15 protein-coding genes and 1 pseudogene are annotated in these 25,170 nt (G+C 68.4%); 13 read left to right on the top strand and 3 right to left on the bottom strand.

The annotated features are described in order from the left end of the window. The first annotated feature begins 62 nt into the window (after nucleotides 1-62). The gene (locus ACWCO3_RS10170; RefSeq protein WP_450009487.1) at nucleotides 63-563 is read left to right on the top strand and encodes a hypothetical protein; all 501 of its coding nucleotides are present in this window, start codon (nucleotides 63-65) and stop codon (nucleotides 561-563) included. A 209-nt stretch (nucleotides 564-772) separates the two neighbouring features. Here ACWCO3_RS10170 and ACWCO3_RS10165 read toward each other — a convergent pair whose 3' ends face one another. Next, nucleotides 773-3,889 (bottom strand): DNRLRE domain-containing protein, encoded by a 3,117-nt coding sequence (locus tag ACWCO3_RS10165; RefSeq protein ID WP_450009485.1) that lies wholly within the window; start codon nucleotides 3,887-3,889, stop codon nucleotides 773-775. A 445-nt stretch (nucleotides 3,890-4,334) separates the two neighbouring features. On the opposite strand from ACWCO3_RS10165, the gene ACWCO3_RS10160 reads away from it, so the two are divergent. Then, nucleotides 4,335-12,119, top strand: coding sequence for an RHS repeat-associated core domain-containing protein (locus tag ACWCO3_RS10160; protein WP_450009483.1), 7,785 nt, complete (start codon nucleotides 4,335-4,337; stop codon nucleotides 12,117-12,119). After that, nucleotides 12,116-12,688, top strand: a complete 573-nt coding sequence (locus tag ACWCO3_RS10155; protein ID WP_358166898.1) for a suppressor of fused domain protein — start codon at nucleotides 12,116-12,118, stop codon at nucleotides 12,686-12,688. Before ACWCO3_RS10160 ends, ACWCO3_RS10155 begins: the two co-directional genes overlap by 4 nt. 462 nt (nucleotides 12,689-13,150) lie before the next feature. On the opposite strand, the gene ACWCO3_RS10150 is transcribed toward ACWCO3_RS10155, so the two are convergent. After that, a complete protein-coding gene (locus ACWCO3_RS10150) occupies nucleotides 13,151-13,399 on the bottom strand; it encodes a flavin reductase (protein WP_145785827.1) in 249 nt (82 codons plus the stop codon). Nucleotides 13,400-13,669: 270 nt separating this feature from the next. Here ACWCO3_RS10150 and ACWCO3_RS10145 point away from each other — a divergent pair, with 270 nt between their 5' ends. The 8 genes and pseudogenes from ACWCO3_RS10145 (at nucleotide 13,670) to ispG (ending at nucleotide 21,958) form a co-directional block, all read left to right on the top strand. After that, nucleotides 13,670-14,392, top strand: a complete 723-nt coding sequence (locus tag ACWCO3_RS10145; RefSeq protein WP_435826094.1) for an XRE family transcriptional regulator — start codon at nucleotides 13,670-13,672, stop codon at nucleotides 14,390-14,392. Then, nucleotides 14,389-14,862, top strand: coding sequence for an NUDIX domain-containing protein (locus ACWCO3_RS10140; protein WP_145785046.1), 474 nt, complete (start codon nucleotides 14,389-14,391; stop codon nucleotides 14,860-14,862). Before ACWCO3_RS10145 ends, ACWCO3_RS10140 begins: the two co-directional genes overlap by 4 nt. Nucleotides 14,863-14,866: 4 nt before the next feature. Continuing rightward, nucleotides 14,867-16,559 (top strand): annotated as a pseudogene (locus ACWCO3_RS10135) (RHS repeat-associated core domain-containing protein); the annotation flags it as partial. 328 nt (nucleotides 16,560-16,887) lie between these two features. After that, nucleotides 16,888-17,286, top strand: coding sequence for a hypothetical protein (locus ACWCO3_RS10130; RefSeq protein ID WP_358166892.1), 399 nt, complete (start codon nucleotides 16,888-16,890; stop codon nucleotides 17,284-17,286). A gap of 197 nt (nucleotides 17,287-17,483) precedes the next feature. Further along, nucleotides 17,484-18,143 (top strand): Uma2 family endonuclease, encoded by a 660-nt coding sequence (locus ACWCO3_RS10125; protein ID WP_358166889.1) that lies wholly within the window; start codon nucleotides 17,484-17,486, stop codon nucleotides 18,141-18,143. A 171-nt stretch (nucleotides 18,144-18,314) separates the two neighbouring features. Further along, entirely contained in the window at nucleotides 18,315-19,526 is a 1,212-nt protein-coding gene (gene dxr / locus ACWCO3_RS10120) for a 1-deoxy-D-xylulose-5-phosphate reductoisomerase (protein ID WP_450009479.1), read from the top strand. Then, nucleotides 19,526-20,776: a M50 family metallopeptidase gene (locus ACWCO3_RS10115; RefSeq protein ID WP_450009477.1), complete on the top strand. Its 1,251-nt coding sequence runs from the start codon at nucleotides 19,526-19,528 to the stop codon at nucleotides 20,774-20,776. Before dxr ends, ACWCO3_RS10115 begins: the two co-directional genes overlap by 1 nt. A gap of 9 nt (nucleotides 20,777-20,785) precedes the next feature. Continuing rightward, nucleotides 20,786-21,958: a flavodoxin-dependent (E)-4-hydroxy-3-methylbut-2-enyl-diphosphate synthase gene (gene ispG / locus ACWCO3_RS10110; RefSeq protein WP_112588507.1), complete on the top strand. Its 1,173-nt coding sequence runs from the start codon at nucleotides 20,786-20,788 to the stop codon at nucleotides 21,956-21,958. 191 nt (nucleotides 21,959-22,149) lie between these two features. Here the strand turns inward: ispG and ACWCO3_RS10105 are convergent, their stop codons facing one another. Continuing rightward, the gene (locus ACWCO3_RS10105; protein ID WP_450009474.1) at nucleotides 22,150-22,734 is read right to left on the bottom strand and encodes a PadR family transcriptional regulator; all 585 of its coding nucleotides are present in this window, start codon (nucleotides 22,732-22,734) and stop codon (nucleotides 22,150-22,152) included. 113 nt (nucleotides 22,735-22,847) lie between these two features. Here ACWCO3_RS10105 and ACWCO3_RS10100 point away from each other — a divergent pair, with 113 nt between their 5' ends. After that, entirely contained in the window at nucleotides 22,848-24,188 is a 1,341-nt protein-coding gene (locus tag ACWCO3_RS10100) for an MFS transporter (RefSeq protein ID WP_450009472.1), read from the top strand. Beyond that, the gene (locus ACWCO3_RS10095; protein ID WP_145785038.1) at nucleotides 24,118-24,957 is read left to right on the top strand and encodes a GNAT family N-acetyltransferase; all 840 of its coding nucleotides are present in this window, start codon (nucleotides 24,118-24,120) and stop codon (nucleotides 24,955-24,957) included. The genes ACWCO3_RS10100 and ACWCO3_RS10095 overlap by 71 nt, the downstream gene beginning before the upstream one ends. Nucleotides 24,958-25,170: the final 213 nt, after the last annotated feature.

Raw genomic sequence — 25,170 nt, 5'->3', positions numbered from 1 at the left:
GCTCATGGTCATCGGGGAATGTGGCTTCTGGTCGAGTGGAGTGAATGACTAAGCTCCCCGCCATGGCGACGCCGATGACGATCTCAATGGGTGGTGAGCAGCGGTTCGTCGCCGTGGTCCTCGCCGGCGACGCTGCTGCCCCTGGCCGGCTGTGGGTCTGCGTCAGAGGAGACCATGCACCTGTGCGTAGCAGTTGGTTGGGCTGTTGGAGCAGCGCGAAGGATGTAGCGGAGCCAGGCCTTCACCAGTTCCTCGAAGGACTCGACGAGAGGTTGGCGCAGGGTGGCCGCTCGGGGCCGCTCGGTCTCTACCTGGACGAGCACCACTTCCTCGAGGGTTGGGATTCGTGGGGCTGCGGCATTCCGTCGCCGCTGGCGAGTGTCGTGCCGGACGAGGTCGTGACCAGTGCCGGACATGCCTTGTCGATATCGGAGCTCGTTAGTGGTGTCTTCGGGTCGGGTGAGTGCGATCAGGACGGCAGTCGGCTGTTGTGCGAGCCGTCCGACTTCTCGATCGGCCAGGCCGAGGTGCGCAACGGGGAAGGGGTAGGCGAGGAGGCTTGAGCCGACCCTTGATCGACACAAGGTCGGCGAGCTGGGGGTGTTGGGTAGCGGGGATACCACCAGGTCGGCGACGTCGTGTTGATCAAGGACCGGGGAGGGGCCTTTCGACTCATCGATCAAATGCAGTGCGGCTGATTTCGAGGCGCAGACCGCCGTAACGCGACGACGGGCCCGAGCGAACAGCTGCTCAGGCCCGTCGTCGCGCGGTCTCAGCCGAAGGACTTGACCCCGCGCCAGTCGTCGCCCAGGACGACCTTCACCGGCCCGCCCGTGTCGGTCTTGGACGGGTGGTAGATCCGCATCATGCCGTCGGTGCCGGAACGGGTCCAGAAGTCCGGAATCCGGTCCCCGCTGACGTCCGGGATGCTGATGATCGCGCTGATGTTGGCCTCGGACCATCCCGTCCCGTACGAGACGTCGCCGCTGCGGGATGCGGCCGCCGTCTTGAGCGAGTCCAGGTTCACGCTGCCCGGGAGTGAGCCGGGCTTGCCGTGCCGGACGTACATGTTGCCGTTGTCCATGTTCCGCCAGAGCATGTCCGGCGTGCCGTCCAGGTCGATGTCCGCCACGTTGACGATCTCGCGGCGGGCCCAGGCGGAGCCCTCCATCAGAGTCGCCTCCTGGAAGCTGCCACCGGTGTAGCCGCTCAGTGTCCAGAACGCGGTTCCGGCTCGCAGGATCAGGTCCGGAAGCTTGTCGCCGGTGATGTCACCGACCGCCTTGATCTGGGTCCAGGTCGAGGGTGCCGGTATGGCGGTCCCACCGACGCCGGTGGGCGGCAGGAGGACCCGTAGGCGGCGGTCGACGTCGAAGGTGCCGTACCCGTCGCCCGGGTAGATCCAGAACCCACCGTCGGGGGTACGGACGAACATGTCGGTCGTACCGTCGCCGGGATAGACGTCGGAGTGCTTGGCGAGCAGGGCTGCGTTGCCGGTGGCCGGGTCAAACCAGTGACCTGTTGGGTTGAGCTTGCCGTCGGCGGTGTAGGAGCCGACGAGCCAGGCGTACAACTCGCCGCCCGCGTCGCCGGCGTAGTTGCGCAGGTTGCCCGAGGAGTCCACCAGGAGCAGGTCGGGAATGCCATCACCGCCCGTGTCACCTGGACCGTCGGCCGTCGAGCGGGGCGGCACGTAGAACGTGTAGTCGGTGCGGGCGCTGCGGTTGCCGACCGTGTCGAACGCGTACACGTGCAGGGTCGTGGGCCCGGCGTGCCGGGGTGCCAGGTTGGGCACGGTGGCAGTGCCGTTGGTGGCCGGGACGGCCACGGCGCCGATGCTCTCGAACGAGTACGTGAAGCTCGTGGCGCCGGAGGCGCTGAACGTGATGGGACCGGTCTCGCCGAACTTGATCGTCGCCCACGTCGCGCCGTCCGGGGTGGCCCGCTTGAAGACGTCGCTGGCGACGTCCGGGGCCGGAGGTGCGGAGGCGTCGATGGTGATGCGGCACGGCTCGGTGCCGGGTGGGAAGAACGAGGAGGAGGCGCCGACCGCGTCCTCGGCGCTCACCTCCCAGGAGTAGACCGCCTTGTCCTCCAGGTTGCCGGCGGGGATCGTCAGGCTGGCCTTGCCGTCGCTCGTCGTGGCGACCACGGTGCCCGCCGGAACAGCCGCGCCGTTCTTCCAGAATCGGAAGCGCAGGCTCTTGAGGTTGCCGTCGCCGTCGGAGGAATTCGCGGAGAGCACGATGTTGGTCTTCGCCACCGTCACGCCAGCGCCGGGCCCGGGAACGCAGGGGCCGCCGGGGGAGGTGGCGCCGTTGACCGGCTCGTTGGGCGGCCGGTTGTAGGTGACGGTCAACACCGCGGAGCTGACCGCGAACTTGCGCCAGGTGATCGTGTCGGACTCGCTGGTGGCGCGCATGCCGAAGGTGAGGTTCGACCAGCCGGCGTTGGCAGCGGCCTGGGCGCCCTTCTTCACGTCGAAGCTCGCGTAGTCGTCGGCGCAGCTACTGCCGTAACCGTAGGCGAAGGACCGCCGGGACTCCTCCTCCACCCACGTCGGTTGCTTGTTCCAGGTGCTGCCGCTGGAGATGGCGCCCGTGCGCCAGAGCTGCATCTCCCGGGCCGTGCACTGCCACGAGTGGTTGTTCAGCACCTTGAAGGTGGCGGAGGTTACCGCCGCGCCCTTGATCTTGGTGTCGTAACCCATGCGCCAGAACGAGCGGGCGCGCAGCGGGGTGTCCTCGTCGTAGCCCACCCGGGCGTCCGTCGTTCCGGAGTTGAAGTTGGTGCCGTTGTAGGTGTTGGTGTTGGGGTGCTGCGAATAGACGGTGGCCCAGGCTTGCTTGCCGCTGGTCATCGTCGGATCCAGGAAGACGGGGAAGAGCACGTCCGCGTCGGTGAGCAGCCCGGTGGCGGCGGCGTCGAGGTGCAGTCGGGCGTCACCCGTGCCGTCACCGTCGAGGCGGGTGGGCATCTGGGCCTGGCGTGCGCCGGGCTCGCCGCCGACCAGGCCGGACAGCTTCAGCACGTCGGCGGGCGTGGCGACGGACGTACGGGGGGCGCTGTCCGGTGCCTCGGGGTCGCGTCCCGCGGAGTCCCAGGCGAAGGGGCTGGGGATGGAGCTGACCTCTTCACCGCTGACCTTGTCGAGGGCCTGGACACCGCCGGTCGTCGCGTCGCGACGGAAGATCACCGAGTCGGACCGCAGTCCGTAGGTCAGGGTGCTGACCGCCTGGATGGTGGCGGCCGCACGGTTCTTGACGATCAGCAACTGTCCGAAGCCGCCGTCGTCGCGTGCGACGAGGAGCAGGTCCACCCCCGGTCGGACCTCCGGGTAGAGGGCGCGCGGCCCGTCGAGCACCGGCTTCGGAAGCCGACCGGGCCAGGTGTACGCGATGGTGTGTCCCTCGACGTCCATCTCGGTCAGGACGGTCGCCGAGTCGTCTCGCTGGTCCGGCTCGCTGCCACCGGAGAACCGCACGGGCGTGGCGGCGTTGACGGGGCGGATGGTCAGCCCGCCGGCGGCCGTCCCGGCGCGGGTCAGCGTGTTGTCGACGGCCACCCACTGTCCAGCGGTGTTCTTCGTCCGCTGGGGGGTGGCGTGGGTCGTGGTGCGCAGGTGTCCGCTCGGCAGTGCCCAGGTGAGCGAGGTGGCGCTGGTGGCCGTCTCCACGAGCACGTCCGTGCCGGTCCGCAGCGCGTCGGCCATCGCGGTTGCCTCGTCACGCGGGGCGGGAGGCATCGGCGCGAGGGCGTTGTCGCGAGGTTGGTCGGCCCACGGCGTCGGGAGTGGGATCGCGACGAGTGCGGCCAGCAGGACGCCCAGGGTGAGGATCAGCCTGGTGCGCGTACGCACGAATGGGCTGAGCAGGCGAGGCACGGTCACGGCGCTTCTACTCCCCTGGGGGGCCGGCAACAAGGAAGGCACAACAAGTGGCCCCTTTCGGCGGGCCGAGGGGCAAAATGCGAGCACACGATCGCACGACGTGAGGGCGTTTCGTCTATCCCGTCAACGTTATGAATCCGTTACACGCCATCTCGGCATTGCCGGAAGTTCGGGCAGATTTTGATCTTGTGTCGGGTTTGGTAGGGCGTTTCACGGGGCCCTGTTGCTATCTGCCCGAATGACCCGGTTCCTGCACGCCGCAGCTAACTGATCATCAATGGCGGCGTGACCCAGATCACATTCTGCTGTGCGGGTGACGATCGGCTGGCCTTGAGTAGCGGCCGCTCCTACCGCAGAGTGCTCACGCACGTGCCGATCCGGTGCGTGCTTTTTCGCGGTCTTCCGCGCCTTCTCGTTGTTTTGCGCCTGGGTGGAGTCGACACGTATGCGTGGTATCGGGTTGCTGTCCCGGCGGTGGCATGGCCGACGGACCTCGACGGGGCCACTTCGCCCACAGGGGCGTCGTGCCCGTACGGCGATGGTGCTGTTCCTGTCCACGACGCTCGTCGCGACATCCGTGCCCGCGCCGGCCTGGGCGGTGCCCGGTGCCGGCATGAGCCGCGAGGACACCCAGGTCCAGCTGCCCGACATCCCGACGACCAAGCAGGTCGATCAGAACGGGGAAGCCGAGACCGACCTGCTCACCGCCGACCAGGTGCCGGTCGTCCCGTACGTGCCCGGTGCCGTCGAGCCGTGGCAGCAGGACACCGGCGCCGTGGACCTGACCGGCGTCGAGCCCGGCGCGACCAAGCAGGTCGACGACCTCCCGGTTGCGCTCGGCGTACCGGAGGGTGGTGACCCGGCCGCCCTCGCCGGCACCTGGACCGTCGACCTTGCCGCCCCCGAGGCGTCCCAGGCCGCCAGCGTGTCGGGCCTGATCATGAAGATCACGCCGCCGGCAACCGCCGACCCGGCCGCCGAGGTCGCCCTCGACGTCAACTACACCGACTTCGCCGACCTGTACGGGCCGCTGGCCGCCGACCGCTTCGGCGTCATGTTGCTGCCCGACTGCGTCTTTGACGCCCCCGACTCCGGCGACTGTGCCACCGCCGGCACCAGCGGGATGACGTCGTTCGCGCCCGCCACGACGAGCGCCCGGACGGTGCCCAGCGAGGTGACGCTGGTGCCGACCAAGCAGGCGTCGGCGCGGATCGCGGCCACCGCTGACGAGCCGATGCAGCGGGTGGTCACGGGCAAGGTGCCCGTGGGCGCGTTGCTCGCGGCGCAGGATGCCGGCACCGCCCCGGGTGCCCGCGCTGCCGCTGCGGAAGGGTCGAGCGTCGTCGGGGTGCTGGACACCGGAGCGTCCTCGGCGGGCGACTTCACCGCCACTCCGCTGCTGTCCTCCGGCTCCTGGGCCGCTGGTTCGTCGTCCGGTGCCTTCACCTACTCGTACCAGGTGCAGACCCCTGAGACCGCCGCCGGCCTGATGCCGAAGGTCGCCTTGTCGTACTCCTCGCAGTCGGTGGACGGCCGCACCTCCGCCACCAACAACCAGGCCTCCTGGATCGGCGACGGCTGGGACTACAGCGCCGGGGCGATCACCCGCAGCTACGCCACGTGCCGGGAGGACTCGAAGAAGCCGGGTGCGAACAACTCCTCGCACCGCACCGCCGACCTCTGCTGGGGCTCGAAGAACGCCACCCTGTCGCTCGCCGGCATGACCACCGAGCTGGTCTGGGACGAGGGCAAGGAGGTTTGGTTCACCGCCAACGGCGACGGCTCGAAGGTCCAGCTGGTGAAGGACACCAGCCTGGCGAACGGCGACGCCGACGGTGAGTACTGGATCGTCACCACCCGGGACGGCACCCGCTACCACTTCGGCCGCAACCGCCTGCCCGGCTGGTCCGACCGGGGCAGCGCCGCCGACGACCCGGTCACCAACTCGGTCCTCACCGTGCCGGTGTACGGCAACCACTCCGACGAGGACTGCTACAAGTCGGGCAACTGGGCCGGCTCGGTCTGCACCCAGGCGTGGCGGTGGTCCCTCGACTACGTCGAGGACATCCACGGCAACGCCATGAGCCTGTGGTGGGAACGCGAGACGAACCACTACGCCCGGAACTTCAACTTCAAGGACCCGGTCAGCTACGACCGCGGCGGCTATCTGACCCGCATCGACTACGGGCAGCGCCGGGACACCCTCTTCTCGGAGGCGCCGCTGGCGCGGATCGCCTTCAGCGTGGCGGAGCGCTGCTTCGCCGAGGGCTCCCTCACCTGCACCGACGAGAACTTCGCCAGCGCCAAGCCGGACAAGTACCGGATCTGGTACGACACTCCGGCCGACCTACGCTGTGCTGCCGGCCAGAAGTGTTGGAACGCCTCGCCGTCCTTCTTCACCCGTAAGCGCCTCGACAAAATCACCACGTCGGCGCAGCGGACGTCGGCGAAGACCCTCCAGACCGTGGACGAGTACCAGCTCAAGCAGTCGTTCCCGATCCTGAAGACCGGCCCCAACACCGCCCTGTGGCTGGAGTCGATCACCCGCACCGGCCACGGCAGGAACAACGACAAGATCGCGCTCAACGCGGTGCGCTTCGAATCCAACACCGAGGAGATGCCGAACCGCGTCAAGCGGGACAACCGCCCCGGCTTCGCCCGGCTGCGTATCGCCCGGGTCATCAACGAGTATGGCGGCGAGACCGTCATCAACTACAAGACGCCCGTCGGCGACTGCAAGACCGGCACAGGGCTGCCCGGCAAGAGCGACACCGCGGCGCTGAAGGCCAACGACCGGTTCTGCTACCCGGCCTTCTGGCATCCCGACCCGGCGGTCGAGGACATCGACTGGTTCCAGAAGTACGTCGTCGACAGCGTCGAGGAACTCCCCAACCTGGACGGCGCGTTCACCACGACCACCCGGTACGCGTACGGCACGCCGGCCTGGCGGCTCGCCGAGCAGGAGTTCACCAAGAAGTCGACCCGCACGTACTCCCAGTTCGCCGGGGTCGACCAGGTCACCGTCTACACCGGCGCGGACGATCCCGACATCGGCAGCAAGCGGACCAAGTCCGTCACCCGATACTTCCGGGGCCTGGGTGACAACGTCTCGGTCAAGGACGTGGCCGAGGTCGAGATCGCCAAGGACCGGGAAGCCTTCGCCGGCCGGGTCGCCGAGGAGTTGACGTACGCCGACGCCGGCGACGCCGACGCCAACTGGCTCACCCGCAGCGTGACGTACCCCGCCGCGCAGGAACTCGCGTCTCGCTCCCGCGACGACGGGCTCAGCCCGCTGCAGGCCTGGCGGGTCACCGAGCCTCGGCAGGCCTCGTACACCCGGTCCTCCGGCACCGGCGACGACACCCGGACCCTGCGGACCGTCGAGACGAGGACCACCTTCGAGGCGACGCACGGCCTGCCCACGCACATCGAGTCGCTCGGCGACACCGGCAAGACCGGTGACGAGTCGTGCACCCTGGTGGACTACCTGCACCGCGACGACAAGAACATCATCGGGCTGACCAAGCAGATCCGGACCAGCCCGACGACCTGCGCCACCGCGACCTTCGACGACCTGAAGACGCTCAGCTCGGCGAGCCGCGTCGCCTACGACGGCCAGGCGTACGACGTCGCCCTGGGCGCCTCGACCCGCGGCCTGGCCAGCCAGACCTGGTCGCTGAAGGGCGACGGCACGGGCTTCCAGCCCGACGGCACCACCGGCTTCGACGCCATCGGTCGCGTGGTCAGCAGCACCGACCCGGACGGCAAGACCTCAAAGATCACCTACACGCCGTCCACCGGCCAGGCCACCAGCGTCACCGAGGAGAACTCGCTGGGGCACAAGCAGACCCGGGAGTTGGATCCGGGCCGCGCCGTCACGGTGAAGACCACCGACCTGAACGACCGGGTCAGCGAGGCGAAGTACGACGCGCTGGGCCGCCTCGTCGAGGCGTGGGGCCCCGGGCGTACCCCGTCGTCCACGGCCGTCCCGGACTTCCGGGCCCAGTACGTCGTGCCCGCCGGGAAGCCACCGGTCATCACCACCTTCAACCGGGGGCACGAGAACCGGATCCAGACCTCCGTCACGATCTACGACGGCCTGGGCCGCGAACGGCAGACCCAGGAAGAGGCCACCGGCGGCGGCCGGCTGATCACCGACACGGAGTACAACAGCTCCGGCGAGGTGTGGCGGACCAACAACGCGTACCTCGCCAACGGCTCGCCCGGCGGCCAGTTGTTCACGCCGTTCGTGGACCCCGACAACCCGGGGCCCGTACCCAACGCCACCCTCTACACCTACGACGGCCTCGGCCGGGTGACCCAGGAACTGCCCGTCCTGAACGGCGTCGAACAGCCGAACCGGGCCACCCGCTACGTGTACGGCGCCGACCACTCCACTGTGGTCAACCCGGCGGGCGCGACCTCCTACCGGATGTTCACCGACGCCCTGGGCCGGACCACCCGGGTCGACACCTTCACCAACAGCGCCCGCACCGAGTTCACCAGCATGCGCTACCAGCACGACGCGCGTGGTCAGCTCGCGCAGGCCACCCACTCGGCCAGCCCGACCCGCCCGTGGACCTGGACGTACGACCAGCGCGGCCGGATGGACAGCTCCACCGACCCGGACTCCGGCACCACCCGGATCACGTACGACCACCGGGACCGGCAGCTGACCTCCACCAACGCCCGCGGCATCACCGTCTGGAACGGCTACGACCAGCTGTCCCGCCCGACGTCTCAGCGGCTCGGCAGCAGCACCGGCACGCTCCTGGGCGAGTTCACCTACGACACCGTCGCCAATGGCAAGGGCCTCCCGGCCAGCGCCACCCGCTACACCGACGGCCTGCCCTACACCCAGCGGATCAACAGCTACAGCGACGACTACCAGCCCACGTCGACGACCCTCACGCTGCCGCAGTCCATCGCCGACACCTGGGGCCTGCGGACCTCGTACACCTACGACAGCACCTACACCGACACCGGTCTGCCCGAGTCGGCGACCCTGCCCGCCGTCGGCAGCCTGCCGTCGGAGAAGCTCCTCGTCCGCTACACCAAGGACGGTCTGCCGCTCTCGGTGTCCGGCAACAACTGGTACGGCGCGGAGACCGTCTACTCGCCATACGGGCAGGTGCTGCGCTCCACCCTCGGCGCCCAGCCGTACCGGGTGTGGACCATGGCCTCGTACGACGACGCCAGCGGCGCCCTCAACAGCCAGCAGGTCTACCGCGAGCAGACCGGCGACAAGAGCATCGTCGGTGGCAACCTCGTCTCCAACCGCTCCTACGCCTACGACGACGCCGGCAACGTCCTCGCGATCCGCGAGGAGGCGACCGGCATCGCCGAGCGGCAGTGCTTCCAGTACGCGCTCGGCCGGCTGAAGACGGCCTGGACCGCCAAGAACCAGGCGCAGTGCTCCCCGGGCCCGGTCAACACCGACGGCACCCTCAACGTGGCCGCCGGCACGGACAAGTCCGGCTACTGGCAGGAGTACGAGTACGACCTGCTCGGCAACCGCACCAAGCTGGTGGAGAAGGACCTGACCGGCGCCACCGCCAAGGACGCCACCACCACGTACACCTATGGCAAGGCCGACGGCAGCCAGCCGCGCACCCTCACCAAGGTCACCAAGAACTACCTCACCCCGGCCGGCGCCGCGATCACCGCTGCCGCCGAGCGGCTGTACGAGCTGACCGGCGAGACGAAGTCCGTCACCTCCCTCCAGAACGGTGACCAGCAGACCCTGTCGTGGACGTACGACGGCCAGGTCGAGCGGATCGCCGGCGAGGGCACCAAGGGCCGGAGCTCGTACGTCGGCCTGGCCAACAAGTGCGTCGACCTCAGTCGTGGGTTGACCGTCCCGAACCAACCTTTGCAGTTGTACGGGTGCAATGGATCACCCGCGCAGCGGTGGGGCTTTGCTGCCACGCCCAACCAGAGCAACCCGAACCTGGGCACGCTGGCTGCGTACGACACCTGGTGTGTGCAGCCGGCCGCCAACACCGCGGGTTCGGCCTTCGCGGTGCAGAGCTGCACGGGTGCCGCGGCCCAGCAGGTGGAGCGCCTGTCGACCGGTCAGCTCAAGCACACCGCCTCCGGCCTCTGCATCGCCGTCAAGGACGCCGCGACCGCCGATGGCACGCCGATCGTGTTGGCGGCGTGCGCCACAGTGCCCGCGCAGCAGTGGGAGGCGCAGGACGAGACCCGGCACATCTACGGGCCGGGCGGCACGCGTCTGCTGACGATCCAGCAGCGTCAGGCCACCCTGAACCTGGGCGAGGCGCAGCTGACGGTGCAGAAGGGCGGGGTGCAGGTCTCCGTCCAACGCACGTACGCCGTGCCCGGTGGCACCGTGGTGCGCTACGCGAACAACAGCACTGCCAACTCGTACCTGCTGGCCCTCGCCGGTGACCATCAGGGAACCACGTACGCCGAGGTCGGCATGTACGACACGGCGATGCCGGTGCGGATCCGTAAGCAGGATCCGTTCGGCAACGAGCGGGGTGCCCCGCCGTTGAATGCGAACTTGCTGAACAACACCGGATTCCTCGGTGCTGTCCGCGATGACGCTTCCGGTTTCACCCCGCTTGGCGCGCGTCTGTACGACCCGACGGTGGGACGGTTCCTGTCCGCGGACCCGGTCCTGGACCTGGCCGACCCGGCACAGTCCAACGGGTACGCGTACGCCCACAACAACCCGGTGACCCACTCGGACCCGTCGGGTCTGTCGGTGTCGTTGACCCCGTCGGAGACGGCTGCGGCGCTGGCCGGTGCGGGTTTGTCGACGGCGATGGTCGCTCAGGCGCAGGCGAACATGGGCCGGTCGCTGACGTCGGTGATCCTCTCCGCCGCCTGGGACACCCTGAAGATGTTCATCGGCCTCGACGACGCCATGAACTGCTTTGGCGGTGACCTGTGGGCGTGCGGCGAGTTGATCCTCGGGGCGATTCCAGTTGGCAAGATTCTCAAGGCTCCGAAGGTGGCCAGGGCCATCAGCCGGACGATCGACGCCATTCAGGCCTGGCGATCGGCGAAGAGAGCCGCCGAGGCTGTCCTGGCTGCCGCCAGAGCGGCGGAGACGGCGGCGCTCAACGCCAAGAAGTTGGCGATCGAGCGAGCAAAGCAGGCGGCGCAGGCAGCCAAGAAAAAGGCCGCCGACAAGGTCAACACGACGAGCAACAAGGCGACCAACACCTCGAAGAAGACTGGTAATCCGGTCCAGAAGGACGCCCAGGCCAAGACCAACCCGAAGGGCTCGTCGGCCGCGTCGAGTGGTGCCGGCAAGGGCGGTGCCGGCAAGGGCGACTCGAAGCCCGGCGGCAAAGCAGGTGCCTCGGAACGTAGTAACGGCGGCTCCAGCGGTGGTTCCTGCAAGACCCCGAAGAACAGCTTCGTGCCAGGTACCAAGGTGGTCATGGCTGACGGGTCGGCCAAGCCGATCGAGGACGTCAAGCCGGGCGACAAGGTCCAGGTGACTGATCCGGAGACGGGTCGGGTCGAGGTGGAGACGGTAACCGCCGCGATCAAGGGCGAGGGTGTCAAGAACCTGGTGAAGGTCACCATCGACACCGACGGTGAGCAGGGTTCGGACACGGCCCAGGTCACAGCGACCGATGGTCACCCGTTCTGGGTGCCGGAGCTGAACGAGTGGGTCGACGCCACCGACCTGCGATCCGGCCAGATGCTGCGAACCAGCGCCGGCACCCTCGTGCAGATCACGGCGATCGAACGCTGGAGCACCGCCTGGGCCACCGTCCACAACCTCACCGTCGCCAACATCCACACGTACTACGTGCTGGCGGGCGCCGTGCCGGTCCTGGTTCACAACTGCGGTAATGCCCGGTTCGAAGTGGATTCCAGCGGGGTTGCGAGTGACCTAGAAAATCCGGTCACGGCCACAGTTCCGTACAATCGGGCTACGCACTACGGTGGCTCGCAGACAAATGGCCCTGGCGGTCGGGCGGCGCGAGCAGCGGGTGAGGGTCAGCCGTGCCCGGAGTGCGGCGCTACGATGACATCAGGAACCCCTCATGCCCCCGTTCCGGAGCATGACCCGCCGCTTGTTCTCCACTACTATCGCGGCGGCGGGTCGGAAATGACGAACGCAGAGCGAAGAGCCTACGCAAGGGATGACGGCATCAATGGGGCCGCATGTAAGGTCTGCCAGCTAGCGCAGGGGGCCGAGATGGCGAAGGTCTCCAAGGCGATTAAAAGGAATCTGGGGCTATGACCGAAGATAGCGAAAGATTGTCTGCCCTTGAGCGGCATGTTCGGAGATTCTGGGATGGCCATATTGTGGAAGCCGCGTCCTGGGATCGCGGGCCGATCCTGGAGCGAGTTCCACACTTCGCCGCCTATCGGGTCTACCCCCAGCGTGCTGGTGACGCTTGGGTTTACGTAACAGTCGGGTCCTCTGTGCAAGGATCTGCAGTCGATGGAATCGAGTTCTTCGTAATGTCTCCCGTGGCTGCCGACATGCACTCGGAAACGCTGGCAATGGTGAGTCACTTTCACTCATTCGAGGCTCATCAGTTGGACGTGGGATCTGTCATCAATATTGGCCGGCCTTGGATGCCGGGTTCGCACATGGATCACCTCTTGGTGAGCCTTCCTTATCCCTACGGGCCCGAGCTTGAGTGGGCTCCGGCGGAAGCGGGTGGTGCGCGATTCTTGTGGCTGCTTCCGATTTACAAAAGCGAGGCTGATTTCATCAAGCGTGAGACTCTTGATGAGTTCGAATCCATGCTGGACGCGGAGGGCGTAAACGTATTGGATCCCAACAGGCATCCGATTGTCTGAGGGAATCCTTGCCGCCTTGCAGCTCGCATTGAGAGCCGTAAGGCGCTTGGATCCTTCCAGGCTACCCCTCATCGCTATCCGTGGGACGCAGGAAACCGCTGTAGGGCCTCGCCGGAAATATGGTATGGCGGGGCCCTACGGCGGTTTTACGGCAACGCTGACGGCAACGTCAGCGGACAGCGATGGTGACAGACGGGTCGCTGGGTTCTCCGCCGGTGGGCTGAGGGCGTCGTTCAGGGTGTCGATGGCTGACCTTGTGTCCCGGCATCGCCAGTCAGGAACGTGTATCTACCTGTAGACCGTGACTGCCTATGCCAACGGCGTAGCCACCACGGACGAGTTCGAGGCAGCGCACGACATCGCCAAATGGAAGAACGCCCGGGCGGCGGAGACGGCCGCGTTGAACGCCAAGAAGCTGGCGGTCGAGCGGGCGAAGAAGGCGGCGCTTGGTCGGGGCGCCCGCTACTCGTTGCGTAGTGCCGCTGAACGTGGCCAGGCCAGAAAGCGTGCGTGCAGGACCCCCGATGGGGTGTGCGGCAGGTCCTCACACGCCTGCACCAGGTACGCCGACAGGTGCAGCATCAGCGACACCCGCGCACCGGTGAACTCCGCCACGAGCTGCCGCTTACGAGTCCGACACGGCCACGCCGCCCCGCACCCCGCGCAGATCCACTGCGGCCGTACCGGCTGATGCACCGACAACAACCCCACCACCCATCCGGCTCGTTGGAAGGGAGAAGGGGCCACCGCCGACACCCGACCCGACCGCATCCCGGGCCGGCGACACCCCCTTCCCCCTGGCACCCACCAGCCCGGCGAATCTGCCGCAAGCGAACCGGCGAGGCCCTGCCGCAGAACCTACGAATCAGCCCCGGGCACCCCAACGTCCCGACGGACACCACCCCGGACACTTCCACGACCTGGCGCGTCCCGCTGTGTCCACTACCGTGGGACGGTATGAGTCACCGCCTGCGCGCGGCCATGCTCCGCGCCCACCTCGACCCGGCCGCCCTCGCCACAGCCGTGGGTGTCGACGTCAAGACCGTCACCCGGTGGCTCACCGGCCGCGTCCCGCACCAGCGCACCCGCCTCGCCGTCGCCGACGCCCTCGGCGAAACCGAAGCCGATCTGTGGCCGCAGACCCGCCCCGACCAGGCACCCGGCGCGGAAGCCACCGCCGAGGTCGTCGCCGCCTACGCCCACCGCGCCGACATCCCCCACCACGTCTGGGCAGCCCTCCTCGCCGGCGCCACCAGCCGGATCGACCTGCTCGGCTACGCCTACCCGTTCCTCCTAGAGCTGCTGCCCAACACCATGCAACTCATCACCGACAAGGCCGCCAACGGCGCCCGGTTCCGGCTCGCATTCGCCGACCCCGACTGCCCGCACGTGGCCGAACGCGACGCCCTCGAACAGATCGGCGGCACCCTACCCGGCCGCATCCGCAACGCCCTCAACTTCTGCGAACCCCTCAACCACGTCGCGGGGGTGGAGATCGGCCTGCACACCGTGCACCTGTACAACTCGGTGTTCCGCTTCGACCACCAGATGATCGTCACCCCACACCTGTACCGCGCCCGCGGCTATCAACACCCCGCCCTGCACCTGCGCGAACTCTCACCGCACGGCATCTTCGCCGCCCACGCCGACCAGTTCGAACAGATCTGGCAAACCACCACCGCTTACGCGAAGGAGACCCGGTGACCGGCCGGCGCGACTACTACCACGACCAGGACGCCCCCACCGCGAACAGCCTTGTCCCCGGTGCTGCCGCGATCGTCACCGACACCCACGGCCGCGTCCTACTGCAACGGCGCACCGACTCCGGCAATTGGGCCCTACCCGGCGGCGCCATGGACATCGGCGAAACCCTCCAACAGTGCGCCGTCCGCGAGGTCAAAGAAGAGACCGGCCTCGACATCGAGATCACCGGCCTGCTCGGCATATACACCGACCCTGCGCACGTCATCGCATACGCCGACGGCGAGGTCCGGCAGGAGTTCACCGTCACCTACCTCGCCCGAGTCACCGCCGGCACGCTGACCGTCAGCGACGAGTCCACCGAGGTCCGCTTCATCCACCCCACCGACTTCGACCACATCCCCATCCACGACACCGTCCGCCTCCGCCTCCACCACCACGCCCAGCGCCGCGACAGCCCCTACCTCGGATAACGCCACAACCCGGCACATCTATGGGCCGGGGGGCACCCGTCTGCTGACGATCCAGCAGCGTCAGGCCACCCTGAACCTGGGTGAGGCGCAGCTGACGGTGCAGCGGGGCGGGGTGCAGGTGTCCGTCCAACGCACGTACGCCGCGCCGGGTGGCACCGTGGTGCGCTACGCGAACAACAGCATCGCCCACACGTACCTGCTGGCTCTGGCCGGTGACCATCAGGGCAGCACGTACGCCGAGGTCGGCATGTACGACACGGCGATGCCGGTGCGGATCCGTAAGCAGGATCCGTTCGGCAACCAGCGGGGCACCGCGCCGCTCGGTGTCAACATGCAGAACAACACCGGGTTCCTCGGGGCGGTCCGTGACGACGCCTCCGGGTACACCCCGCTCGGTGCGCGTCTGTACGACCCGACAGTGGGACGGTTCCTGTCCGCGGACCCGGTCCTGGACCTGGCCGATCCGGCACAGTCCAACGGGTACGCGTACGCCCACAACAACCCGGTGACCCACTCGGACCCGTCGGGTCTGTCGGTGGCGCTGACCGCGTCGGAGACTGCGGCGGCGTTGGCCGGTGCGGGCCTGTCGGCGGCGATGGTGTCCCAGGCGCAGGCCAACATGGGCCGGTCGCTGATGTCGGTGGTGCTCGACTCGGCCTGGTACATCCTCAAGGAGTTCATCGGCATCAACGACGCCATGAACTGCTTCGGCGGTGACCTGTGGGCGTGCGGCAGCCTGATCCTCGGGGCGATCCCGTTCGGCAAGATTCTCAAGACACCGAAGGTGGCCAAGGCCATCAGTCGGACGATCGACGCCATTCAGGCTTGGCGAGCGGCGAAGAGAGCGGCCGAGGCTGTCCTGGCTGCCGCCAAGGCGGCGGAGACGGCGGCACTGAACGCCAAGAAGTTGGCGATCGAGCGAGCGAAGCAGGCGGCGCAGGCGGCGAAGAAGAAGGCCGCCGACATGGCCAACACGACGAGCAACAAGGCGACGAACGCCTCGAAGAAGACCGGAAATCCGGTTCAGAAGGACGCCCAGGCCAAGAGCAATCCAAAGGGATCGTCGGCCGCGTCGAGTGGTGCCGGGAAGTCCGGCGGTGGCAAGAGTTCCGGTGGTGCCGGCAAGGGCGACTCGAAGCCCGGCGGCAAGGCAGGTGCCTCCGGTCGCAGTAGTGGCGGGACCAGCGGAGGCGGCGGCGACGGCAAGCCTGATGGCGGCGGCGGCGAGCCTGATGGCGGGGAGTCGTGCAACAGCTTCGTGCCCGGCACCAAGGTACTCATGGCCGACGGCTCGACGAAGCCGATCGAGGACGTCGAGCCGGGCGACAAGGTCCAGGTCACTGATCCGGAGACGGGTCGGGTCGAGGTAGAGACGGTCACCGCCGCGATCAAGGGCGACGGCGTCAAGAACCTGGTGAAGGTCACCATCGACACCGACGGCGACCAGGGGACGGACACGGCTGAGGTCACCGCGACCGACGGTCACCCGTTCTGGGTGCCGGAGCTGAACGAGTGGGTCGACGCCACCGATCTGCGATCCGGCCAAGTGCTGCGGACGAGCACCGGCACCCTGGTGCAGATCACGGCGATGGAGCGCTGGACTACCCAGTGGGCCACCGTCCACAACCTCACTGTCGCCAACACCCACACGTACTATGTGCTGGCCGGCAACACGCCGGTACTTGTACATAACATTAGTCCTGGAAAAAAGTGCGATCTAACGCTTGGTGCCGGGCCCAATGCGCGGGAGGGCGTAGCTCTCGTGGACGGTGATATCGATGCGCCCGGCGTTCGCGAGCTGATCAACGAGTCAGGGAATGCGCACGGCTGTCACACCTGTTCCGCCACGACCTCTGGTCTCCCGAACGGGGACTGGATTCCGGACCACCAACCCGCGACTGGCCTCATCGACCCCGGGCTAATTGATCTTGGGTTCCCTCAAACGGCCTATCCCCACTGCTGGGCCTGCGCCAGGCAGCAGGGTGGAGTCGTCTCGGTGCTCTCTCAGGAAAGGAGTAAGAAGGAATGGTAGATGACTACCCCGTAGTTGCCTTTCTGGCTAAAATCGAACACGGCTGTCTCCTCCTGGAGGATGCAGGAAGTGACGATGACATCAGCGACTGGGACCCGGCGGCGAGCAGTTGGTATCAGGATGGCAGCTCGATCATATTCAGCGTGAGGCCGAGCATCGTCGGTCCCGTCGAATGTGAGGTGTGGAAATCCACTCCCCGGACAGCGCTTCCTTCGGCCCTTTTTGAGACATTGCTTCCGTGTCCGTCCGGGCGGCTTGTGCTGCACGACCCGAACAACCACGCTCGGATGCAATTTCGCGGGTTTCGTGGCTCGGTGATCTGCTTAGTAATGGCAGATGATCCGCAATTCCCATCTAAGGTGCAGATCCTGCTGCGGGAGCAGGAGGGTTAACTCGCATCGCTTCAAGGGTGACGCGGCCGGGCTCGAGAGTTTGGGCGGGTGTTTCGGAAAGCGGCGATGGTAACGCTGGGTAGCAGGCAAGTTCGAGGGGTGGTAACACGTCGGACTGGGTGTGCGATGACGCCTCGTACGGGCTGCGGTGGCTAGGCTGACCTGAGCAGAATGTCCCGCTGAGGGGGTGAGCCCGGATGGCCCAGGCCGCGTTCGCGCCGGAGCCGGCGCCGCAGCACACCGAGCCGTCGTTCGACGTGCTGCGGTGGCACGACGAGCCGTGGACTGCGCAGCTCGCCCTTGACCTGTTGCCGGAGACCAACGGCCCCAAGGTTGAGGTCCTGAGCGGAAGCGTGATCGTGACACCACATGCCGGATACGACCATCAGGACGCGGAGTTGGACCTCGCGTATCACCTCAAGCAGGCAGCCCGCCGTGCAAAGCTGTGGCTCTATCTGGAGACGAACGTCGTCTCTGGTGAAGATCTCTTCATCCCCGACATCGTGATCCTCGACGCGCCGGGCGGTGGCCGGACGACGATGGACATCGGGCACGCCGTGCTGTTGGGCGAGATTGTCTCCCCCGGAAACCGGCGCAAGGACATCATCGACCGGCCGCGTGAGTACGCCGCGGTCGGTGTTCCCTTCTTCCTCCGGGTCGACCTGCGTAATCGGGTGCCCACGATCGCGCTGTACGAGTTGATCGAGGGGGAGTATCGGCCGGTGGCCGCTGCGGCTGCCGGAACTCGGTTCGTCATGCGAGAGCCGTTCGAGTTCTCCATCGATCCGGGCGACCTGCTGGGCGAGGAGGCGGCACCGACCGAGCCGGTGCCCGAGTCGACCGACGAAGAGGCTTGATCGACACGGTTTGCCGGAAATCGGGGTGTCCTGGTGCTTGGGATGCCGCGACTTCCGTGAACCCGAGTCGATCATCGCCCGGTGCGAGGGCGGGCGCAGTGGGGTGGGACGGCGCGGGGGAGGGCTGAGGCTCCCAGCGGGCTTGCAGTGACGGTGGGGAAGAATGGCCCTGTGACTTCCCCCCGCGATCTTGTTCTGCTCGGGTCCACAGGTTCGATCGGTACACAGGCCATCGACATCGTCCGGCGCAACCCGGACCGGTTCCGGGTGGTCGCCGTGGGTGCGGGCGGCGGCAACGTCGAGCTGCTCGCCGCGCAGGCCCTCGAACTGGGCGTCGACGCGGTCGGGGTGGCCAGGGCGTCCGCCGCGCAGGACCTCCAGCTCGCGTTCTACGCGGAGGCGAGCCGGCGTGGATGGGCCACCGGCGACTTCAAGCTTCCCAAGATCGTGGCCGGCCCGGACGCGATGACCGAGCTGGCCCAGTGGCCGTGCGACATCGTGCTCAACGGGGTGGTCGGCTCGCTGGGCCTCGCTCCTACGCTGGCCGCGCTGGGTGCTGGTCGTACCCTCGCGCTTGCCAACAAGGAGTCGCTGGTTGCCGGCGGCCCGCTGGTCAAGGCCGCGGTGACGCGGCCGGGGCAGATCGTGCCGGTCGACTCGGAGCATTCGGCGCTGGCCCAGTGTCTGCGCTCCGGCTCGCGCGGCGAGGTGCGGCGGCTGATCGTGACGGCCAGCGGCGGCCCGTTCCGAGGGCGGCGGCGCGACGAGTTGACGCAGGTCACACCCGAGCAGGCCCTCGCGCACCCGACCTGGAACATGGGGCCGGTCGTCACGATCAACTCGGCGACGATGGTCAACAAGGCGCTTGAGGTGATCGAGGCGCACGAACTGTTCGACGTGCCCTACGCCGACATCGCCGTGATGGTGCATCCGCAGTCGGTGATCCACTCGATGGTCGAGTTCGTCGACGGGTCGACGATCGCCCAGGCCAGCCCACCAGACATGCGGCTGCCGATCGCGCTCGGCATCGGCTGGCCGGACCGGGTGCCGGAGGCCGCCACCGCCGTCGACTGGACGGCCGCGCACACCTGGGAGTTCGCGCCGCTCGACGACGAGGCGTTCCCGGCCGTCGCGCTGGCCAAGGCCGCCGGGGAGGCCGGTCGCAGCCGCCCGGCGATCTACAACGCGGCGAACGAGGAGTGCGTGGCCGCGTTCGTGGCGGGTCGACTGCCGTTCCTCGGCATCGTCGACACCCTCGAACGCGTGTTGGAGGAGGCTCCGGACTTCGGCGAACCAGGTACCGTCGAGGACGTGCTCGCGGCCGAGTCGTGGGCACGCGCGCACGCGCAGGAGATCATCGCGGGTTCGGTGGAAGGAGCTTGATGTCGTACCTGCTCGGGGTGGTCCTCTTCGCCCTGGCCATTCTCATCTCGGTGAGCCTGCACGAGGCGGGTCACCTGCTGACCGCCAAGGCGTTCGGGATGAAGGTCACCAAGTACTTCGTCGGCTTCGGCCCCACGATCTGGTCGTTCAAGCGGGGTGAGACCGAGTACGGCCTCAAGGGCATCCCCCTCGGCGGCTTTTGCAAGATCGTCGGGATGACCCCGCAGGACGACGACGTCGAGCCGGGCGACGAGTCGCGGGTGATGTGGCGCTACCCGGTCTGGAAGCGGACGATCGTCATGGCCGCCGGGTCGATCACGCACTTCGCGCTCGCCCTGGTCACGATCTGGATCCTCGCCGTCTCCGCTGGCCTGCCCAACCCGGACTTCCCGACCACCGACGCGCAGGCCCGCCAGGAGCCGGCCGTCATCCAGCTCAGCCAGTGCGTGGTGCCGGAGAACGCGGCGCGGGCGTGCACCTCCGCCGACGCCGCCAGCCCCGCCGCCCAGGCGCAGCTGAAGAACGGCGACCGGATCACATCGGTCAACGGCACGGCGGTCAACTCCTACGGCGACCTACTCACCACCTTGCGGGCGCTCAAGCCCGGCGACACCGCGCAGATCGCGTACGTCCGCGACGGGCAGCCGGGCACCACCAGCACCGTGCTCGCGCAGACCCAGCGTCCGCCGCTGGACAACCCGAACGGCACCGTCGCGCCGGTGGCCGCCCTCGGCGTCGGGCTCGTCCCCAGCACGCCCACCCGCGTGACGTACGGCCCGGTCGGCGCCTTCGGCGCCACCGCCGACTTCACCGGCCAGTTGGCCGTCGGCACCGTCCAGGCATTGCAGCGTCTCCCGCAGAAGGTCCCCGCCCTGTGGACCGCCCTCACCGGCGGCGAGCGTGACATCGACACCCCGATCAGCGTGGTCGGCGCCAGCCGACTCGGCGGCGAAGCGGTGGAGAACAACGCCTGGCTGGTCTTCTTCATGCTCTTCGTGTCGCTGAACTTCTTCATCGGCGTGTTCAACCTGCTGCCGCTGCTCCCGGTGGACGGCGGCCACATCGCCGTCGCCTGGTTCGAACGCGCCCGCTCCTGGGTGTACGCGCGGATCGGCCGGGCCGACCCCGGCCGGGTGGACTACCTCAAACTGATGCCCTTCACGTACGCGGTGATCCTGATCGGTGGCGCGTTCACGCTGCTGACCATCGCCGCGGACGTCGTCAACCCGATCACGCTCTTCTCAAGGTGAGTGCCTGAAGTGACAGCTATCAGTCTCGGTATGCCAGCCGTGCCGCCTCCGCCGCTCGCTCCCCGTCGGGCCAGCCGCCAGATCATGGTGGGTTCGGTCCCGGTCGGTGGCGGTGCGCCGGTGTCCGTGCAGTCGATGACCACGACCCTCACCTCCGACATCAACGCCACGCTCCAGCAGATCGCCGAGCTGACCGCGTCCGGCTGCCAGATCGTCCGGGTTGCCGTGCCGTCCCAGGACGACGTCGAGGCGCTGCCCGCGATCGCCAAGAAGTCGCAGATCCCGGTGATCGCCGACATCCACTTCCAGCCCAAGTACGTCTTCGCCGCGATCGACGCCGGCTGCGCCGCGGTCCGGGTCAACCCGGGCAACATCCGCCAGTTCGACGACAAGGTCAAGGAGATTGCCCGCGCCGCGGGTGCGGCGGGGGTGCCGATCCGTATCGGCGTCAACGCCGGTTCGCTGGACAAGCGGCTGCTGTCGAAGTACGGCAAGGCCACCGCCGAAGCGCTCGTCGAGTCGGCGCTCTGGGAGTGCTCGCTGTTCGAGGAGCACGGCTTCCGGGACATCAAGATCTCGGTCAAGCACAACGACCCGGTCGTGATGATCCGCGCGTACCGGCAGCTCGCCGAGCAGTGCGACTACCCGCTGCACCTCGGCGTCACCGAGGCCGGGCCGGCGTTCCAGGGCACCATCAAGTCGGCGGTCGCCTTCGGTGCGCTGCTGGCCGAGGGGATCGGCGACACCATCCGGGTGTCGCTGTCCGCGCCGCCGGTCGAGGAGATCAAGGTCGGCAACCAGATCCTGGAGTCCCTCGGTCTGCGCGAGCGCGGCCTGGAGATCGTCTCCTGCCCGTCCTGTGGGCGCGCCCAGGTGGACGTCTACAAGCTCGCCGAGGAGGTCACCGCCGGCCTGGAAGGGCTGCCGGTGCCGCTGCGGGTCGCCGTCATGGGCTGCGTCGTCAACGGTCCCGGCGAGGCCCGCGAGGCCGACCTCGGTGTCGCCTCCGGCAACGGCAAGGGCCAGATCTTCGTCAAGGGGCAGGTCGTCAAGACGGTGCCCGAGGCGCAGATCGTGGAGACGCTGATCGAGGAGGCGCTGCGGATCGCCGACGAGATGGGCGCCGAACTCCCCGAGGAGTTGCGCGGGCTGGTCACCGGCCCGACGGTCACCGTGCACTGATTTTCCACATGGAAAATGCGGCCGTTCCCCGTGCGGGGGAACGGCCGCTGTCGTCGTACCCGATGCCGTCCTGCTGCCGTGCGCGGCGCGGGTCGCGGGCGCCGGCCTGCGTCGTGCGGGCGTCGGCGCTGGTCGTGCGGACGTTGGCGTTCGGGCCGACGTTGGCGTGCGGTTGGACGTTGGCGTTCGGGTCACTCGGATTCGGCGAGGATCGCGTACAGCTTGCGGCGCGTCTCGTCGAGCACCTGGGCGGCCCGCTCGCGTTGGTCGTCGGTGCCGTTCATCATGACCTGGCGCAGAGCGTTCATCGCCTGCGCGCCGGAGTCGCGGATGTCGTGCCAACTGGTCACCGTGGTCTGGGCGACGTCCGCCCATGCCGGGGTCTGCGCGGCCTCGATGGCCTCCGCCTGCCCGGCCTCGGTGACCGTGAACCGCTTGCGCCCGCCGCCGGATTCCTCCGTGCTGGCGACGATCACGCCCTCGTCCTCCAGTAGCTGGAGGGTGGGGTAGATCGACCCGGGGCTCGGTCGCCACGCACCGCCGGTGCGGGAGTCGATCTCCTGGATCATCTCGTAGCCGTGCATCGGCCGCTCGGTGAGCAGAGCCAGCACGGCGGCCCGGACGTTGGGGCGTCGCCCCCGACCTCTGCCGCGACCCCGGCCGCCCCAGGGGCCGCCGTGTCCGTGTTCCTGCCCGTGGCCGGGCGGCACCGGCGGGAAGCCGAAGCCTCGCATCCGCGCCTCGTGCAGGGGGTGGTTGTGTCGATGGAACCTCATCAGGTTCTCCTTTTCTCCGTACTGTCGCTGATGCATCAACGATATATCGGCAATGCATCGTCGGCAACCCTCATCCTTGCAAACCGTACGTACGTCTTGCTAGCGTTCCGGTCATGCGCCTGCTTCCCCCACCCGGCCCGGCCCGGATCCTCACCCTCGGAACCCTGGTCAAGACCGTCGGGCGTGGCCTCTGGCTCGTCGCGAGCGCCCTCTTCCTCACCCGATCGGTAGGCCTGTCGGCGACCCAGGTCGGCATCGGATTGACCATCTCGGCGCTCGTCGGGGTCCTGGCCAGCGCGCCGAGTGGCTACCTGGCCGACCGAGTCGGCCCGCGCGGCGTACAGGTCGGCGCGCTGGTCGTCGCCGGCACCCTCACCGTCGGCCTGATCGCCGTCCGGTCCTTCCCCACGTTCGTACTGGTGGGTGCCGCCACCGCACTCGCCGATGCGGTCGAGCGCGGCGCCCGGGGCGCGTTGATCGCCGGAGCGATCCCGGCCGACCAGCGGGTACGCACCCGCGCCTACCTGCGCGCCACCACCAACGTCGGGATCTCCGTCGGCGCGGTCCTCGGCGGCTTCGCCATCGCCGCCGACACCCGGACCGGGTACGTCGCACTGATCCTGACCACCGCAGCGGCGTCACTCGCCGCCGCACTGGTCTTCCTCCGACTGCCCAGCATCGCCCCGGTCGCCGCCCCGACGCACGGCCCCCGACTGATCGCCCTACGGGACCGGCCGTTCCTGGCCTTCACCCTGGTCGACGGGCTGATGTCCATGCACTTCAGCCTGCTCACCATCGCCCTGCCGCTGTGGATCGCCGGGCACACCAAGGCACCCATCTGGATGATCTCCGCGTTGACGTTGGTCAACACCGGGCTCGTGGTCCTCCTCCAGGTACGCGCCGCGAGCGTCGCGGCCACCCTGCCCGCAGCCGCTCGCGCCGCCCGTCGAGCCGGCGTCGCCATCGCCCTGGCCTGCGTACTCTTCGCCGCCAGTGGCGCGCTCCCCACCGCCGGGGCGGTGGGCCTGCTCGGCGTCGGGTCGCTCGCCCACGTGATCGGGGAACTGTGGCACTCCGCCGCCGGCTGGGCGATCTCCTTCGGGCTCGCGCCGACGAACGCCCAGGGGCAGTACCAGGGGGCGTACGGCATGGGCTACGAACTGGGCAAGATGCTCGCCCCGGTGGTAGTGACCACCCTCGCCCTCGGCTGGGGCGTACCAGGCTGGCTGGTGCTCGGTGCGCTGTTCCTCCTGCTCGGAGCCCTCGTACCACCCGTCGTCCGGTGGGCCGAGCGGACCCGCCCCATCGGCGAGCCGGCCGAGCCGGTGCCGGCCTTGTCACTCGACCGGCGGAGCAGGGGGTCGATCTGGCAGGCTGGTAGTCGTGCTGACGGTGCCGGTACGGCAACTGGGGGAATCGGAGCGCCGCGCGGTCGAGCGTCTACTCGACCATGACCCGTTCGCGGGCGCGCAGGTCGCCGAGCGAATCGCCGCGCGCGGCCTCTCGTGGTGGCGGGCCGAAGGCAGAATCCTGGGGTACGGCGCACGCCGCAACCTGGAGTCGCTGTGCTGGCTCGGCGGCAACCTGACCCCGGTGCTGGCGAGCGACGCCGCGGTGGCCGCCTTCGCCGACCTGCTCGCCGGCGAGGAGCGGCTGTGCTCCTCCATCGTCGGGCGGGCCGACGCCGTACTCGGGCTCTGGGACCGGCTCTCCGACACGTGGGGGCCAGCGCGAGACGTCCGCCCCAACCAGCCACTGCTGGCCGCTGACACCCTGCCATCCGTACCTGCCGACCCAGAAGTACGCCAGGTCCGCCCCGGTGAGGTCGACCGACTCTTCCCGGCGGCAGTAGCCATGTACACCGAGGAGGTCGGCGTATCCCCGCTGGCCGAAGACGGCGGACGCAGCTACCGCAGGCGGGTCAACGACCTGGTCCGATCCGGTCGCGCGTACGCCCGCTTCGTCGACGGCAAGGTCGTCTTCAAGGCCGAGTTGGCCGTGGTGACCAAGCGGACCGCCCAGGTCCAGGGCGTCTGGGTAGCACCCGAGTGGCGGGGCCGCGGGATCGCCACCGCCGCCATGGCAGCAGTGGTCCGCGACGCGCTGCTGCGGGTCGCTCCCACGGTCAGCCTGTACGTCAACGACTTCAACCTCCCCGCCCGCCGGGTCTACGAACGCTGCGGCTTCCAACCGATCGGCACCCTCGCGACGGTCCTGTTCTGACCCGCTGGGTGCCTGGTCGTCCGGGCCGTTCCGCCCTTCACGTTGGTGGGCGCGCGTGGGGTCGAGTTGGCCCTCCCGCCTTGTTCTCCTGAGGCGCAGGTCGCGCGCAGCTCCGTAGCGGCTGCGGACTTCCTCCAGGAGATCGACTGCCTCGTGGTGCCGTCCCGGGTCGAGTCGTTCGGGCTCAGCGCGCTGGAGGCGCTGTCCCTCGGC

The sequence above is a fragment of the Micromonospora sp. NPDC002411 genome, assembly GCF_053592955.1.
Note: the sequence above shows the minus strand (reverse complement) of the source record. Positions and strands in the feature narration are given on the sequence as shown.